We start from the raw sequence: 15,570 nt of genomic DNA, 5'->3' as shown, positions 1-15,570 counted from the left end.
GTGGCGGCGCGAGAACGGACCGGGTTCGTCGTCTACGGGCTGCTGCTCGCCGTCGCCGTCGCGTCGATCTTCCCGTTGTATTGGTCGTTCGTGGTGTCCTCCAAGGACAACTCCGCCCTCGGGGAGACGACCCCGCCGCTGGTGCCCGGCGGAAACCTGATCGAGAACGTGGAACGGGTCTTCGGGACCGTCGACTTCTGGCTGGCGATGCAGAACTCGCTGATCGTCGCCGGCACGGTGACGGTGTCGAACGTGCTGCTCTCCAGCATGGCCGGATTCGCCTTCGCGCGGCTGCGGTTCCCCGGCCGTGACTCGCTCTTCCTGGTCGTCATCGGCACCGCCATGGTGCCCGCCCAGCTCGGCGTGATCCCGCTGTACCTGGTGGTCGGCGAACTCGGCTGGTACGGACGGCTGGAGGCGGTGATCGTGCCGGGACTGGTCGGCGCGTTCAGCGTGTTCTGGATGCGGCAGGCGTGCGAGGAGGCGATCCCGGGCGAGCTCTTGGACGCCGGACGCGTGGACGGCTGCTCGACGGTGCGGCTGTTCTGGAACGTCGCCATGCCCGCCATCCGCCCCCAGGCCGCCGTGCTCGCGATGCTGACCTTCATGACCGCGTGGAACGACTTCTTCTGGCCCCTGATCGTGCTCGACCCCAACGCGCACCCGACCGTCCAGGTGGCGTTGTCGCGGCTGGCCAGCGGGTACTTCACCGACTACTCGCTGATGCTCACCGCGGCGACCATCGGTGTGCTGCCCGTGGTCGTGCTGTTCATCGTGCTGGCCAGGAAGGTGGTCGACGGGGTGATGCGGGGCGCTCCGCGGGCCTGAGTCGCGTTGGGCTCCTGTTTCGGCGATGTTTCGGCGATGTCGGGGGAGGCGAGTGCTCAGGCCGCTGTGGGATCGCGCGGGCGCCGCTACAAGATTCCGGCGTCGGTCGTCTTTTGGCGACGGTCGGTCTGTTCGGCGGGCTTTGATGTGGAGGTAGTCGTTTCCGGGCAGTGGCCGGTTTTCGGTGACCGGTGGGGTCGGTGGCCGCGGGGAGGGGGCGTTGTTGTGCTGGGCACCGGCGGGGTGGTTCGGGTGCGCGTTGCCGTTTTTCGGTGACGAAGCGGCTGTGATCGTCTTCGGCGATGGGGGTCGGCGGCCTCGGCGGGACCGCTCGTGTGGGCGTAGCCGTTTCTCGGCAACGAAGACTGAAGGGTGTTCGGGCGTGCGTCGAAGCGGCGTGGTCGTTTCGGCGATGGCCGCGACGTGTGGTCCCGGGCGGTTTCCGGCGACGCTGAGAACGGTGGTGACCTCGCGGTCAGAGGTGCGTCGTGATGGCGGTCCACGACCGAGCCATGGCCATATTTCGGCGATGGGCAAGCCACCTTCAGGCCAAGGCCATGAGCGAGCGGGTCAGTGGCGTTCGCGGGCTGTTGTCGTTTTTCGGCGATGGCTCAGAACGGTGGTGGTTCGTCAGTGCGCGGCGTGTGGAGTGGTGGGGGTGTGCTGTCGTACCTCTGCCCCGTAGGTGTGGTGATGGTGAGAGTCCCATCAGAACCCAGCCGGTAGTTCCAGCCGGGTTCGTCTTTCAACCGGTGGTCGCGACGACAGAGATCGACCAGCTCGGTGTCGGCGGTATGACCACCGAACTGCCACGGCAGCGAATGATCAAGGTCGCAGGCTTGGGCCACACGGTGACAGCCGGGTCTTCGGCATTCGCGGTCTCGGACTCGGACGAATTCGTCCAGGCCTGCGGTGGGTCGGTATCGGTCGCGGCCGAGGTCGAGGACTTGTCCGGAGAGTGGGTCGGTGATGATTCGCCGTAACACTGTGTTGGGTCCGGAGGCGATGTGCCGGGCCAGTGAGGCGGGGATGTGGCCGTGTCCGGCTAGCTCGGCGGGGTCATCGTTTAGTCCGAGGTAGGTGTGCAGGTCCATGTAGAGGAACACCTCGGATCGTTCGGTCTTCCCTCCTTGGCCGCCGAGCAGAAGATCAAGAGCGACGTCCGCGCGCAGCTGGTCCAGTGTGCGTGTCTCGCCAGCGGCGCGTAGTGCGCGTGCTTCGCGGTCGATGCGGGTGTAGGCGGCGGCGACCTTCTCGACAGGGCCGTCTTCGACCTCGATCGATGCCACCCCGGTCTCGCCCTGCCGCACCGTCACCCGGCGCCCGCCACGATTCCGTTCGGTCCGCCGGGCGGCGCCGTCACGGTCGGCCATCATCGCGGCGTGGTTTGCCGCTTTCCGGATCTGGTCGGAGTTCTTGTCCGGCAGCCGGTCTTCCAGGACCGCGTCCACCGCGCGGGCGTCCTCGTCGGACAGCCAGGCGGTGGCCGTGGCGACTTTCATCGCTCCGAAGCCGCCCACCTTCCCCTGGTCCAGCAGCCCCAGTGTGCGGGGAAGTCGGGTGGTCAACGCTTCAGCGGTGGACACCAGGCCGGCAGCGTGACCGTCCACAACGGACAGAGCGAGCGCGACCTCCTGCGCCACACTGCCGGCCCCGTCGCGATGGCGGCTCAACCGCCCCAGCGCACGGAACCGGACCGCTTCCAATCGTGCGATCCCTTCTGATGCCGCGACTGCGGCGTCCATGGCATCGTTGTCCCCCAACGAATCCAGCGAAGCATTGACCTCCCGGAGAGCGTCCGACGACGTGATTTCCTTGAGTAGCGCCACAGTGGCGTTGAGTGTGTCCACACGCAGAACGTACAACCGACCACCGACAGTTTCGGCGCCACCGGAAGCAACCGCTAAAGACCGTTGCGCGCCACCACGTCCGCGTAGAACCGCGCGCTGTCCTTGAGCACCCGCTCCTGGGTCTCGAAGTCGACGTGCACGAGGCCGAACCGCTGCGTGTACCCCTTGGCCCACTCGAAATTGTCCAGCAGCGACCAGGCCATGTAGCCGCGGACGTCGGCGCCGCGCTCGATCGCGTCGTGCACGGCGGCGAGGTGTTCGGCGAAGTACCGTACGCGTTTCTCGTCGTGTACGCGTCCGTCGACGACCTCGTCCTCGAAAGCCGCGCCGTTCTCGGCGATCACGAGCGGCAGGCCGGGGCAGTGTTCGTGCAGCCACAGCAGGAGTCCGGTCAGGCATTCCGGCCGCTGCTCCCAGCCGAGCGAGGTCAGCTCGCCGCGCGGCGGCTGGACGTCCATCCCGCGCAGGCCGGGGAGCGGGCAGTTGCTATCGGCCTCGGGGTCTTCCAACGGGACTGCGCGGGCGGGCGCGTAGTAGTTGACTCCCAGGACGTCCAGCGGCTGCGCGATGATCTCCAGATCACCGTCGGCGATCGCCGGTTCCAGGGTGCCGAGATGCGCCAAATCCGCCAGAAGCTCGGGCGGATAGCCGCGGCCCAGCAGCGGATCGAGGAAGAACCTGTTGTGCAGGAAGTCGAATTTGCGGGCGGCCTCGCGGTGCGCGGCGTCGTCCACGTCGGTCAGCACGGGGGCGAAGTTGAGCACGATGGACACTTCCTGCTCGCCGCCACCAGATCGCAACGCCTGTGTCGCCTTGCCATGCGCGAGCAGGAGGTTGTGCCCGGCGACCAAGGCCGCACCCTCGTCCCGGATACCGGGGGCGTGTTCCCCGTTGCCATAGCCGATGAAGGCGGCGCAGAACGGCTCGTTGATCGTGGTCCACTGCCGCACCCGGTCCCCGAGTACCTTGTGGACGGTCAGCGCGTACTCGGCGAAAAGATCCGCGAGCGCACGGTTCGGCCAGCCGCCTTCCGCTTGCAGAGCCTCCGGGAGATCCCAGTGGTAGAGCGTCACCATCGGGGTGATGCCGTGGTCCAGCAACGTGTCGACGAGACGGTCGTAGAAAGCCGTCCCGCGTGGCTCTACCGTGCGGCCGTCCGGCATGACCCGCGACCACGCGACGGAGAACCGGTAGTACGGCACGCCGAGGTCGCTCAGCAGGCCGATGTCCTCGCGGTAACGCCGGTAGTGGTCGCAAGCCGGGTCACCGCTGGCCAGGCCCGGCCGCGCGGTGAAGGTGTCCCAAATGGACGGTCCGCGGCCGTCCGCCGTCGTCGAGCCCTCGATCTGGTACGCCGCCGTGGCCGTGCCCCACCGGAAACCGGCCGGAAACCCGCGTTTCACGCCGTCCCCGCTCACTTGGCGGCCGCGGCGCGGCCTTCGGTGGCGGCCTGGTTCCAAGCCTCGTCGAGCGATTGCTTACCCTCTTCGACGCGGCCGAGCGCGTGTCCGTACACCGGCCGCACCTCGCCGTCGCGCAGCCCGCGGTAGTTCGGCCGCAGGGCTTCGGCGGACGCGGCGAAGATCTTGCCGATCGGCGCGCCGCTGAAGTACGCGCTGGTGTGGGAAAGCACCGCGCTGTCCTGATAGGCGCCCAGCGCGCTCGGCAGCAACCCGCTCTCCAGGAAGATCCGTTTCTGCTGTTCGGGCGCGGTGAGCCAGACGGCGAGGTCGTAGGCCTCCTTGCGGTGCGCGCCCTGTTTCGGGACGGTCAGGAACGAACCGCCCCAGTTGCCCGCCTTGCCCGGCACCGAGGTGACGTCCCATTTGCCCGCCAGCTCCGGGCCGCCCGCCTCCTCGATCTGGGTGAGCATCCAGGCGGGGCAGGTGATGGCGGCGAACCGGCTCTGCTTGATCGCCACCGTCCACGGCTGCGTGAAGGTGGTGACCGCCGCCGTCTCCTTCTTCAGCGCCATCCCGCCCGCGAGCTCGAAGGCCTTGCGCACGTTGGGGTTCGTGTCGGCGATGAACTTGTCGTCCTTGGAGAAGTAGTTCTCCTCCGCCTGGTTGAGCATCGCCGTGTAGACGGTTCCCGCCGAGTCGGCGAATTTGACGTCGCCGGGTGCCTTGGCGCTGAACCGTTCCCCGGTTTCCGCGAACTTCTCCCACGTCGGCCACAGGGCGGCCACCTGGTCGCGGTCGGTCGGCAGGCCGGCGTTCGCGAACAGGTCACGGCGGTAGCAGAGGGCGAGACTGCCCATGTCGGTGCCGAGGCCCATCACGAACTTCCCGCCCTCAGCGGTGCCCTGATCCCATTTCCAGGCGGGCCAGTGCTCGCGGAGGCCCTGCGCGCCGAACTCGGAGAGATCGCTGAACTTGTCCGTGGACTGGCGGAATTTGGGGAGGTACTGCTCTTCGATCGCCACCACGTCGGCGCTGCCGCGTCCGGCGCCGAGCCCGGTGGCCAGCTGCCGGTGATGCGTCTCGAAATCGGCGACCCGGCCCTCGACGGTGATTCCCGGATGGGCCTTTTCGTAGTCGTCGAAGAGTTTCTCGTACCCGAATTCGCCGAAGGTGGCGACGGTGAGCTTGATCGGGCCGCCGGCTTCCGGTGTGCCCGAACAGCCGCTGAGCAGCAGCACGAGCGCCGTCAATCCGGCCAGTACGCGGGTCATGGTTCTCCTCGGTCGTGCGGTCACGCGAGTCGTCTCGGCAGCTGGTCGCCGACGGTCAGCCGGGAATCGGCGTGCAGTTTGGTGAGCACCCTGGACACCAGCGACTGCACCGTCCTCCTGGGAAGGCTCAGTTCCGCGGCGATCTCCGGGTTGGACAGTTTCGCCGCCACCAGCCGGGCGACCCGCAGTTCCAGCGGTGACAGCGTCCCGCTGTGCCGGAGGCCCCGCGCCGCGCGGCTCAGCACGCCGTAGCGCCGCAGCCTGCTTTCCGCGCGGCGGATGCTCCAGGTGGCACCGACCTGCCCGAGCACCTCGCACGCCTCGGTGAGCGAGCCGGTGGCCGCTTCGAGGTACCCGGCCCGGCCGAGCAGTTCGGCGGCGTCCTCCAGGGCGGCCGCGAGTTCGATGGGACGACGGACCTCGCGGTAGTGATCGGCCGCGGCCCGCATGCCTTCGGGGTCGCCGTCGATCAGCGCCCGGCACCGCAGGGCGGCGGCGGTGGCCCTGGCGGGCACCGACTCCTGGCTCGCCTCCTCGGCGCAGACGGCGAGCGCTTCCTCGGCGACGGCGTCGTTCCCGGCCGCGATCGCGACGCGCACGACGTCGGGGAGCCATTGGTGGCGCAGCATCATCCGGGCGTAGTCGGGGCGCAGTACCGGCGCGAACAGCCGCAGCGCGTCGTCGAGATCGCCGCGTTGTTCGGCGGCCATCGCCTGTGCCGCCAGGTAGAAGTCGCAGCTCTCGCGTTCGGACGAGTTCGACGGCGAGTGCGCCTCGGCCGCTTCCAGATGGGCGCGGACGGAGACGCGTTCGTCGCGATGGCCCGCGATGAGGGCGGCGACCCCGTGCAGCAACAGGGCGGCGGCACCCGGCTCACGCACGCCGTAGAAGGTGATCGCCGGGCCGTCCTCGGTGACCGAGTCCAGTTCGGCCAGCGCCTCGTCCCAGCGCCCGGTCCAGTAGTAGTGCACGGCCGCCGAGACCTGCGGACCGGTCGGCAGGCCGTGCCGCGCCGCGGTCTCGTACCCGGCGCGCAGCGTGGCGTCGGCCTCGCCGAGCCGGTCGAGGTTCTGCAGGGTGAAGAGGCGGTTGTCGAGCAGATCGAACCGCAAGGTCGCCAGGCCGGCCTCGTGGCCGGCGGTCTCCAGCGCGGCGTCGATCGCGGTCAGCGCCCGGTCGTGCTCCCGGCGGATCGAGTGCACGAGCCACAACGTCTGCTGCGCGTGCGCGGCGGGGTAGCGCTCACCCGCTTCGGCCGCCTCGGCGTGCAGGCCCCGCGCGATCCGTTCGGTCTCGTCGAGGTCGGACAGGTCCCCACGGCGGAAGTTGGCGAGCAGCGTCCGGGTGCTGGTGCGCCACAGCTCCGGGATCGACGGGTCGTCCGCGGTGTCGCCGAGTGCCTCGATCGCCCCTGGCGTGTCGCCCCGGCGGTAGCGCAGCGCGGCCAGGAAATGCCGCATCTGCGCCAGATCCGCCTTGTCCACGACGGTCTTCACCGCCTCCTCGGCTTCGGTCTCCGGAGTCAGTTCGAGCCGGAACAGCACGCGGACCAGCGCGGCGATCAGCGTCTCCCGTTGCTCTCGGGTGGGCACCGTGCTGTCGAGCGCGCCGCGAAGCAGGTCGGCCGCGATATGCGGGGCGCGGTTGGACACCGCGACGTGGTTGGCGGTGAGCCAGCCCGCCAGCCACGGGTCGAACGGCACCGGCCCGGCGGCCAGCTGCTCGGCGACCCGTTTGACCGGCGCGCCCGCCCGCGCGAGCGATTCGGCGGCACGCCGGTGCAACGCGGCGCGGGCGGGTTCGGCGATGGCGCCGTAGAGAGCCTGCCGCTGGAACGGATGATGGAAGGCGAGTTTGTCGCCGGCGTACTCGATGACGCCCGCGGTGATGGCGGGCTCCAGCTCCTGCAGCACCTCGAGCGGGCTCTTGCCCGCCAGCGTGGCGATGTCCTCGACGGCGAACTCCGCACCCAGCAGGGAGGCCGTGCGCAGGATCCCGGCGGTGGCCGGGTCGAGGGTCTCCAGCGTCCTGGCCACCGCCGCCAGCAGCGACCGTGGCGCGTTCTCGGTGCCGTCCAGCGTCACCTCGGCCACGCCCGCCGTGATCCGCACCGCGCCCGACCGGACCAGGTCGTGCGCGACTTCCCTGGCGTAGAGCGGATTCCCGGCCGCGCGCCGGATCAGCGGGCGCAGGCTCGGCCCGAGCTTCGCCGCGAGGATCACCTCGAACACGGCGGCGATGTCGTCGTCGGCCAGCACCTCGACCGGCATGATCTCGCCGTCCCTCGCTTCGACCCCGCGACGCAGCTGGGCCAGGTCCCGCCGGCCGTGCCCGGTGCGCGTGGCGGCGACCAGCAGCAACGGCAGCTGGCGGGTGGCGGCGGCCAGCCGCTGCCACAGCAGCACACTGGCCTCGTCGGCCCAGTGGAGGTCGTCGATCACCAGCACCAGCGGTCCCGCCGCGCAGGTCTCGTCGACCAGCGTCAGCAGCTTGTCCACAGTGGACAGGATCGGATCGGCGGGACCCCAGTTCCCGTGCGCGGGCTCGGCGTGCAGCTCGCCCGCCAGCTTGGCCTTGGCCGGATCCGCCGCGCCGTGGTGCACGCCGAGGCACTCCATGATCACCTGCAGCGGGAACCGTTGCTGCAGCTCGTCGGCCGCGGTCCAGGCGAGCTGGCAGCCGCGCGCCGCGGCACCGGCCAGCCCGGCGATCAGCAGCTCCGATTTGCCGATACCCGGTTCGCCTTCGAGCCAGACCGGGCGGCCGCGGCCGGCGAGCACGTCGGTGACGAAGCCGTCGAGCCGCTCGACCTGCCGGGCACGGCCGGGCAGATGGCCGTGGCCGCCGCGTTCGATCGCCTTGGCCACCGGCGGCGGCACGACGCGCACCGGAACCGGTTTCGGTGCCGTGACGGGTTTTTCGCTGCCGTCGAGGATGCGCTGGTGCAGCTCCCGCAGCGGGGCACCGGGTTCGACGCCGAGTTCGTCACGGAGGATCCGCCTGGCCTCGCGATACGCGCCGAGCGCTTCGATCTGGCGCCCGCTGGCGTGCAGGGCGCGCATGAGCGTCTCGTGCAGCGACTCGCGCAACGGGTGCCGCTGCACCAGCGCGGTCAGCTCGGCCACCACCGCACGGTGGTCGCCGGTGCCGAGCAGGGCCGTGGCGCGCAGTTCGGCGGCGGTGAGCTGGAGTTCGGCGAGCCGGACGCGTTCCGCTTCGGCGAACGGGCCCGGCACACCTGAGTAGGCCTCGCCGCGCCAGAGACCGAGCGCGGAGGTGAGCCGCGCGGCCGCGCCCCGCTGATCGGCGGGTGCAGCCTTGGCAGCCGCGACGTCCTTTTCGAACCGGTGGACGTCGAGCGCTTCCCCGTCCAGCCGCAGCGAGTAACTCGATCCGGACGAACGCAGGATCTCGTGCGCGTCACCGCCCGCCTTGCGGATCGCTCCGCGCAGGCCGGAGACGTAGGTGTGGACACTGCCGGTGGCGCTGGCGGGCGCCGACCCGCCCCAGACGTCCGAGATCAGTTCGCCGAGGGAGATCGCCTGGCCGCGCCGCGTCGCCAGGGTGGCGAAGACCGCGCGCTGGCGGGCGGGCCCGAGCTTCAGCTCGACGTCGCCGAGCCAGGCACGAGGCGGCCCGAGCAGCTCGACGCGCAGCCCGTTCGTCACGCCGGCTCCATTTCTCGTCATACCTCGAAAGTGGCCGGATCACTGGTGTGTCCCCGCAGTTTAGGACGTCCTAGGTGCGGCCGGGTTGCGCACCCGGGCGAGCGCGTGCAGCGGCGTGCACCAGGGCTGGGTGGGCCAGGCGGGCGGGGTGTCCGGTCCGGGCAGCAGCAGCGCGGCGAGCTCGCCGGTCAGCTCCTGGTGCTGCTCTTCGGTGAGATTCCGTTGACGGGAAAGCAAATGGAGCAGTTCGACGGCGGGCTCGGCGGACAGCGCGCGGACGTTGTCGAGCACCCATCGGGGGATCCAGGCCGCCGTCAGCTCGTCGCCGGCCTGGAGCAGCTGCTCGGCGACACGATCCGCGGGGGCGCCGGAATCCGCCATGGTCGTGGCGATCTCCTGGTGCAGCACGGCGCGGATGGCGGGCGGGGTGTTCGCGGCGAACACCGCTCGAATGAGCGGGACGCGGAACCGCAGGCCTTCTCCGCCGGCTTCCAGCACCTGCGCCGCGAGCGCCTCGTCGACCGCTTCGGTGAGCGACCGCGGTTCGCGGCCGGTGACCCCCGCCAGGTCCGCGACGGTGAACGACGAGCCGAGCAACGCGGCGGAATTCAGCGTTCGCTTGCACGGCACGGAAAGCGTGGCGAGATGGTCCTCCACCACGGCCGCGAGCCTGCCGTGCGGCGCGGTGTCCGGCTCGTGGCCTTCGGCGAACGCGGAGAACAGCTCGCGCAGATAGGCGGCGTTCCCGGCGGTGTACTCGGTGGAGAACGCGAGGAAGCCGTCACCCGGATCCCTGGCCAGGGTCTCTTCGGCGAGCGCGGCGACGGCCGGGCCGTCGAACGGCGGCAGCGGGACGATCTCGCCGTCGAACTCCGAGCGGAGGAGGTCGAGCGTGCGGCGACGGGGGAGCGGGCGCGCCGAGCCGATCAGCAGCAGCGGCAGATGCGCGGTGAGCCGGTGCAGCCGCTGCCAGGCGAGCAGGCTTTCCTCGTCGGCCCAGTGCAGATCTTCGAAGACGAGCACCTGCGGCCCGGCTTCGCACAGCCCGGTGACCGTTTTGCCGAGATCGTCCAGTGCCTCGCCGCCGAGGCAATCGGCGATGAGGCTCATCGGGACCGCGCCGCTCAGCTCGTCGGCCTCGACCCAGCGCGTCCGGCTCCGCACCGTGGCCAGCGCCTCGGCCAGGAACGCGCTCTTGCCGCCGCCCGCTTCGCCGTCCAGCCAGACCGTCCCGCCGCGACCTTCGTCCAGCAGGGCGGACAGATGCCTTCGCAGCCGGCCGAGCTCGAACTCCCGGCCGACGAAAGCGGACGGCCTTCCGGGTACGGCCTGCGTCCGGTCACGGAGGTGCAACGAGGGGTCGTCGTCCAGAATCCGTCGCCGCAGGTCCAGCAGGTCCGGGCCGGGTTCGAGGCCGGACCGCTCGATGATCGTCTCGCGGGCGCGGTCGAACGCGGCCAGTGCCTCGGCCTGCCGCCCGGAGCGGAACAGTGCGGTGATCAGCATGCGGTGCAGGCCTTCGCGCAGCGGATGGCGCTCGACCAGCACGGCGAGCTCGTCCACGAGTTCGTGGTGGCCGCCGAGCCGCAGCGTGACCTCGGCCTGGCGTTCGAGCGCGCTCAGCCGGAGTTCGTTCAGCCGCGCGCGCTCGGTCTCGGCGAACGGGCCGGGGATCCCGTCGAGCGCGGAACCCTGCCACTGCCCCAGCGCGGACCGCAGCGACTCCAGCTCCCGCTGGTGCGCGCCGTCGAGCCGGTGCGCGCGGGCGCGGTCGAGCTCGGCTTCGAAGACGTGCACGTCGACCTGCTGCTTCGGCAGGTCGAGGCGGTAGCCCGCGCGGCTGGCGACGAGCGGTTCACCGACCGGCTCCAGCGCGCGGCGCAACGCCGAGACGTAGGTGTACACGATGCCGGTGGCGCTGTCGGGCGGGCGCTCGCCCCAGACGGCGTCGATGATCTCCCGGCGGGAGACGAACTGGCCGGCGTGCAGCGCGAGCGTGGCGAACACCGCCTGCCGCTGGGCAGGCCCCAGCGCGATCTCGCCGTCGCCGTGGCGGGCGGGGGAACCGCCCAGCAGCCGCACCGTCAGCGAGGAAACCTCGTCCATGACCTGCCGCCTGTGCGTCCGACCGCCGAAAAGAGTGTCCCGCTCGGCGAAAATCCTAGTGGCGCCGATGTGGGTTTCGCAATCAATCGGACACTCACCGTGTGGGTTTGGGCCGCCATGACCGGATTTCGCCGAACCATGGACTGTCGGATGTCCGTTCATGTGGGTTTTCGCGCCCCGGACGAGTGGGCAGACCCGGGCGTTCGCAGGGGCAAAGTGCCGTCCGGCGCTGGTGGCGGGCGTGCGCGGCTGTGCATGCTGTCCCGGTGAGCCAGGATCAGGAGCTGTTCGACGGTGATGTCCTGCTCAGTCTCGCCCGGACCGGCAGGCTGGTCCTCGACGCCGACGAGGCGGAAGCCCGCGTCGCCGAGCTTCGCCGGACGCTGGCCTACGGCTACGCCCTCCTCGCCGACCCGGACTACACCGGCCCCGAGGGCAGGCTCCGCGAGCTCCTGGACGAGCTCCCCAAGTACGTCGAGGCGTTTCAGCAGGCCACGAAGTCCTTCACGCCTCGTTGAGAATTCGTGAAGAGCTCCTTCGCAGACTGTGTCCCATCCATCCGACTGGGGCCGCGTACAAGCGGAGGGGACGAAGTGGACACGGAAACCCGACAGATCACCGTGGCGGTGCACGCGCCCGATCCGATCACCACGGCGGGCCTGGCCAGCCAGCTGGGCACGCAGCAGGGGATCGACATCCGGGAGTGGGAGCGGCGCGCCGAGACCGACGTACTGGTGTTCGCCGCCGAATGCCTGACCCCGGAGATCGTGCTCTGGCTGCGAAGGCTCGCCGCCGAGGACGGCAAGCCGGTGGTGCTCGTGGTGAGCCAGATCAGCGAGGCCGAGCTCGTGCCCGCGATCGAATGCCGCGTGGTGGCGGTCCTGCCACGGTCGGCCACGACCGGCGAACGGCTGGCGCACGCGGTCCGCGCGGCGGCCACCGGCGGCGGAGTGCTCCCGCCGAGCCTGCTCGGCGAACTGCTCAAACACGTCGAACGGCTGCAACGCGAGGTGCTCGACCCGATGGGCGTCAACACCGCCGGGCTCACCACCCGGGAGATCGACGTGCTGCGGCTGATGGCCGAGGGCAAGGACACCGTCGAGATCGCCGGTGAGCTCAGCTACTCGGAGCGCAGCGTGAAGCACATCATCCAGGGCATCACCGGACGGCTGAAGCTGAAGAACCGGCCGCACGCCGTCGCGTACGCCGTACGGGCCGGGGTGATCTAGCTTCACAGCTCGCCAGGCGTTCGGCGACGACGGCCAGTTCGAGCGGCTGGTCGCGTTCGCGGGCCAGCCGGAGGCATTCGCCGGCTGGCTCCTCACCGAGGCAGGCCCGGACCAGATGGCGACGCAGCAGCACCCGTCCCGTCGGCATCGCGGCGGCGAGAGCCTCCAGCGCGTCGAGCGCCTGCTTCGCCGACGCCCGGTCGTTCCTCCGCAACGCGAGATCGGCGAGGTCGGCCCAGGCGATGTCCGTGCCGACGGCGAGCCCGCGGGTGGCCGCGTGGAGGCGCCGGGTGGCCCGGTCGGTATCGCCCACGGCGACGTCGATCCGGGCTTCGGCGATGTCGAGCAGATGCGCCAGCGTCGGTGCCGTGGCGCGGGCGGCGGTCAGCAGCTCCCGTGCCTCGGCGGACCGTCCCTGTGACAGCAGGACCGACACGGCCGACAGACACATCGAGGACGAGCCGATGTCATAGCCGGGCCCAGCGCCGTTGGCCAGGCTTCGGTGCGCGAAGTCGATCGCCGGACCGGGCCTGCCGCGCATGGCCGCGAGCATCGACCGTTCGCTGTCTCGCAGGCCGGATTCGGGGAAGGCTTCGTCGGCAAGCAGCTTTTCCGCGCGCGCTCGTTCGCCCAGCACCAGCAACGCGGCGACGTACGAGACGATCTGGTCGTTCAGGTACCGCGGTACCGTCCGCAACGGCCACCGCTCGCGTTCGGTCAGATTCGCGCCGAACCGCGCGGAACGGCCGTCCCAGAGCTCGGCGAGGCCGCCGAAGAACTCGCCCAGCATGACGGAAGCCGCCGGGCCGGTGCGCCAGGAATCGTTCTCCGCCAACAGTCCGGCCGCTTCCGTCCACCGGTCCCGCAGGCACAGCGCGATCGCGCGCGAGACCATCGAGTCGGCTTCCACGCGTGCCATCCTGAGCGGCCCGGACGGCGGCGACGTGCCGAGCGGCCGGGCTCGGCCCGTATGGACGCGGGGTCCGCCCGAAAGCCGTCAGACCGCCAGTGGACCGAAGACGAGGGTGCCCGGCGCCTCCGCGTCGTCACCCGCCCAGAACTCCAGCCACAGCGCGGCGAACTCGTCACGGGACAGCATCCCGTCGCCGTCGGCGTCCAGCAGGCCGAAGGTGGCGTCGGTGTCGGTGGGGCACCCGTTCCACACCTCGATCAACTGGTGGTACTCCGCCGCGGAGATCAGCCCGTCGCGGTTCTCGTCGATCGCTTCGAACATCGCGTCGGCCGTCGCGGTCACGGCCTCGGGCGTGTCCGGGAGCTTGTCGACCACCAGCAGCACCTCGTCGAGGGTGACCTTGTCGTCGCGGTCGGCGTCCGAGGCCGCCTGCAACGTCGCCCACCAGCTCAGCATGATGCCGGTCAGCCGCCGCTCGTCACCCGGGCCGCGCCGCCGCGCCCAGCGGTCGGCCAAGGCCTGGAAGTCTTGCTCCTCAAGGAAACCGTCGCCGTCGACGTCCATCGCGGCGAAGACCCCCGACACCTTGCGCCGCTGCAAGTCGCTTGCCATGCGTCCGAACGATAGAACCGGGCACGGTGGGGGGAACAGCGGCCATTCAGGGGCCCGGGGAGCCACGATCGAGGGACGGCCGCTCACTCACGGCAGGGGGCGATTCCGTTGTCCCGTTCGGCCGGGCGATCGCACTATGAATTCCCGGAACCGGACACCGCGGCGAGTACCGTATTCGCGAGGGGCCATCCGCCAGGAGGTGGAGCATGACAGCCGGAATCGAGCGGGCGGCGCACGCCTACTGCCCGGTCTGCAACCCGGACCCCGCCCTCGGCGAACCGGTCACCGCGCTCTGCGGCGCCACTCATCCGTACTGGGGCCGTCGTGAGCGGCCGGTGAACAACTGCCCGGTCTGCGAAGCCGTCGCCGCCAGGACGGAGTACCCCTGCGGCCATACGGGCGCCACGGCGGATCGGCCGTTTTCGGGGCCGTGAGACGGGTATCCGGACGCCACGGACGACGAAGGAGGCTCCGATGAACGACAAGGCCGAGAACAAGATCGACGAACTCAAGGGCAAGGCCAAGGAAGCCGCCGGGAACGCCACGGACAACGAGCAGTGGCAGGCGGAAGGCAAGGCCGAGCAGGGGAAGGCCAACGTCAAGCAGGCGGGCGAGAAGATCAAGGACGCGGTGAAGGGCGTCCGGGACTGATCTCGGGCCCGGCCCCGGTACGGTCCGGGGCATGGAGTTCCGGGATTTCGACGGCATCAAGGTGCGGCGGCCTTCGGTCGAGCGCGACGACCTCGAAAGCGAACCCGCCGTGTTCCGCGGCGATTTCGATTTCGACACCGTCCATCTCGACGGCGGTGAGCAGGACGGTGCCCGCGGTGGCGGCGAGATCGCGCGCTCCCTCGTCTCGGAAGTGAGCCTGGCGAACGCCCGGCTGGACAGGTTGACGCTCTCCGACGTGATCCTCGAAGGCGTCGACCTGTCCAACGCGGCGCTCCGCGAACTGTCGGCCCGCCGGGTCGAAATCCTGCGCTGCCGGGCGATCGGGCTCGGGGTGGCGATCACCTCGGCCACCGATCTGTACGTCGAGAACGCGCGGTTCGACTACGCCTCGGTGACGGTCGAGCGGGTGAAGGGCGCTGCCGTGTTCTCCGGGTGTTCGTTCCGGGAAACGGTGTTCTCCGGCGACCTGTCCCGGCTGACCTTCGTGGACTGCGATTTCACCGAATCGGAATTCGCGGCGACCGCCGCGGCGGGCTGCGATCTCCGCGGCTCGCGCCTGTCCGGCGTCCGCGGTCTGCTGACCCTGCGCGGCGCGAAGATCACCGGTGAACAGGCCGTCTCGGTCGCGGGCATCCTCGCGGCCGAGAGCGGCTTGTCGGTTCAGCCCTCGGGGTAGAAGACGAAGAGCGTGCATCCGGTCGCCGACGCGGGCACGTGCCACGAGCCTGCCGGGGCGTGCAGGAAGGTCCCTGCCGGATAGTCGCGTGCGCCGTCGTTGAAGGTGCCGGAGACGACGAATACCTCCTCGGGGCCCGGCTCGTGGACGTCGCGATGCGGCCACGAGGTGCCGGGGTCCATTTCCAGCAGGTTCGCGTGCGCGCCGTCCGTGCCTGTCCACAGTGGACGAAGCCGGATCCCGGGGAAGAGCTCGCGCGCGGGGGATTCCTTGGCGGAAACGGAAGTGTAGCCCTCTTGGGTGAGGATCTCTGAGTGCATGAACCCATGTTGTCTCGGCGGT

The 15,570-nt window shown here is 70.3% G+C and carries 14 protein-coding genes; 6 read left to right on the top strand and 8 right to left on the bottom strand.

Annotated elements, in window-relative coordinates; translation table 11 throughout:
* Window positions 1–828, top strand: a complete 828-nt coding sequence (locus MJQ72_RS24750; protein ID WP_240593398.1) for a carbohydrate ABC transporter permease — start codon at window positions 1–3, stop codon at window positions 826–828.
* Window positions 829–1,439: 611 nt separating this feature from the next.
* Here MJQ72_RS24750 and MJQ72_RS24745 read toward each other — a convergent pair.
* From MJQ72_RS24745 to MJQ72_RS24725, 5 genes are all read right to left on the bottom strand, one after another.
* Window positions 1,440–2,657 (bottom strand): HNH endonuclease signature motif containing protein, encoded by a 1,218-nt coding sequence (locus tag MJQ72_RS24745; RefSeq protein WP_240601414.1) that lies wholly within the window; start codon window positions 2,655–2,657, stop codon window positions 1,440–1,442.
* Between the two features lie 74 nt (window positions 2,658–2,731).
* Complete coding sequence (locus tag MJQ72_RS24740) at window positions 2,732–4,081, bottom strand: GH1 family beta-glucosidase (protein WP_240593397.1); 1,350 nt, start codon at window positions 4,079–4,081, stop codon at window positions 2,732–2,734.
* A gap of 11 nt (window positions 4,082–4,092) precedes the next feature.
* Window positions 4,093–5,352, bottom strand: coding sequence for an ABC transporter substrate-binding protein (locus MJQ72_RS24735; protein WP_240593396.1), 1,260 nt, complete (start codon window positions 5,350–5,352; stop codon window positions 4,093–4,095).
* Window positions 5,353–5,372: 20 nt separating this feature from the next.
* Window positions 5,373–9,020: a BTAD domain-containing putative transcriptional regulator gene (locus MJQ72_RS24730; protein ID WP_240593394.1), complete on the bottom strand. Its 3,648-nt coding sequence runs from the start codon at window positions 9,018–9,020 to the stop codon at window positions 5,373–5,375.
* Between the two features lie 60 nt (window positions 9,021–9,080).
* Window positions 9,081–11,126, bottom strand: coding sequence for a BTAD domain-containing putative transcriptional regulator (locus MJQ72_RS24725; RefSeq protein ID WP_240593393.1), 2,046 nt, complete (start codon window positions 11,124–11,126; stop codon window positions 9,081–9,083).
* Between the two features lie 266 nt (window positions 11,127–11,392).
* On the opposite strand from MJQ72_RS24725, the gene MJQ72_RS24720 reads away from it, so the two are divergent.
* The gene (locus tag MJQ72_RS24720; RefSeq protein ID WP_240593392.1) at window positions 11,393–11,644 is read left to right on the top strand and encodes a hypothetical protein; all 252 of its coding nucleotides are present in this window, start codon (window positions 11,393–11,395) and stop codon (window positions 11,642–11,644) included.
* A 75-nt stretch (window positions 11,645–11,719) separates the two neighbouring features.
* Complete coding sequence (locus MJQ72_RS24715; RefSeq protein ID WP_240593390.1) at window positions 11,720–12,355, top strand: response regulator transcription factor; 636 nt, start codon at window positions 11,720–11,722, stop codon at window positions 12,353–12,355.
* On the opposite strand, the gene MJQ72_RS24710 is transcribed toward MJQ72_RS24715, so the two are convergent.
* Together MJQ72_RS24710 and MJQ72_RS24705 are read right to left on the bottom strand one after the other, a co-directional pair.
* Window positions 12,285–13,265 (bottom strand): hypothetical protein, encoded by a 981-nt coding sequence (locus tag MJQ72_RS24710; RefSeq protein WP_240593389.1) that lies wholly within the window; start codon window positions 13,263–13,265, stop codon window positions 12,285–12,287. The genes MJQ72_RS24715 and MJQ72_RS24710 overlap by 71 nt on opposite strands.
* An 87-nt stretch (window positions 13,266–13,352) precedes the next feature.
* On the bottom strand, window positions 13,353–13,880 hold the full coding sequence (locus tag MJQ72_RS24705; protein WP_240593387.1) for an EF-hand domain-containing protein: 528 nt from the start codon (window positions 13,878–13,880) through the stop codon (window positions 13,353–13,355).
* Between the two features lie 206 nt (window positions 13,881–14,086).
* On the opposite strand from MJQ72_RS24705, the gene MJQ72_RS24700 reads away from it, so the two are divergent.
* From MJQ72_RS24700 to MJQ72_RS24690, 3 genes are read left to right on the top strand one after another with little or no spacing between them, the layout of a single operon-like run.
* Window positions 14,087–14,314 carry a hypothetical protein gene (locus MJQ72_RS24700; protein ID WP_240593385.1) on the top strand — a complete coding sequence of 76 codons (228 nt, stop codon included), beginning with the start codon at window positions 14,087–14,089 and terminating at the stop codon, window positions 14,312–14,314.
* Between the two features lie 40 nt (window positions 14,315–14,354).
* A complete protein-coding gene (locus tag MJQ72_RS24695) occupies window positions 14,355–14,531 on the top strand; it encodes a CsbD family protein (RefSeq protein ID WP_034316186.1) in 177 nt (58 codons plus the stop codon).
* Window positions 14,532–14,562: 31 nt separating this feature from the next.
* Entirely contained in the window at window positions 14,563–15,228 is a 666-nt protein-coding gene (locus MJQ72_RS24690; RefSeq protein WP_240593384.1) for a pentapeptide repeat-containing protein, read from the top strand.
* Here the strand turns inward: MJQ72_RS24690 and MJQ72_RS24685 are convergent.
* Window positions 15,213–15,548: a cupin domain-containing protein gene (locus tag MJQ72_RS24685; protein WP_240593382.1), complete on the bottom strand. Its 336-nt coding sequence runs from the start codon at window positions 15,546–15,548 to the stop codon at window positions 15,213–15,215. The two genes, MJQ72_RS24690 and MJQ72_RS24685, sit on opposite strands and share 16 nt — an antisense overlap.
* Window positions 15,549–15,570 lie beyond the last annotated feature (22 nt).

The sequence above is a fragment of the Amycolatopsis sp. EV170708-02-1 genome, assembly GCF_022479115.1.
Lineage (GTDB): Bacteria > Actinomycetota > Actinomycetes > Mycobacteriales > Pseudonocardiaceae > Amycolatopsis.
This window is presented reverse-complemented; position numbering and strand designations above follow the sequence as displayed.

Coding starts and splice junctions, on each gene's coding strand:
- MJQ72_RS24735 (WP_240593396.1), bottom strand. CDS start 5,352: ATGACCCGCGTACTGGCCGGATTGACGGCGCTCGTGCTGCTGCTCAGC.
- MJQ72_RS24725 (WP_240593393.1), bottom strand. CDS start 11,126: ATGGACGAGGTTTCCTCGCTGACGGTGCGGCTGCTGGGCGGTTCCCCC.
- MJQ72_RS24705 (WP_240593387.1), bottom strand. CDS start 13,880: ATGGCAAGCGACTTGCAGCGGCGCAAGGTGTCGGGGGTCTTCGCCGCG.
- MJQ72_RS24700 (WP_240593385.1), top strand. CDS start 14,087: ATGACAGCCGGAATCGAGCGGGCGGCGCACGCCTACTGCCCGGTCTGC.
- MJQ72_RS24695 (WP_034316186.1), top strand. CDS start 14,355: ATGAACGACAAGGCCGAGAACAAGATCGACGAACTCAAGGGCAAGGCC.
- MJQ72_RS24690 (WP_240593384.1), top strand. CDS start 14,563: ATGGAGTTCCGGGATTTCGACGGCATCAAGGTGCGGCGGCCTTCGGTC.
- MJQ72_RS24685 (WP_240593382.1), bottom strand. CDS start 15,548: ATGCACTCAGAGATCCTCACCCAAGAGGGCTACACTTCCGTTTCCGCC.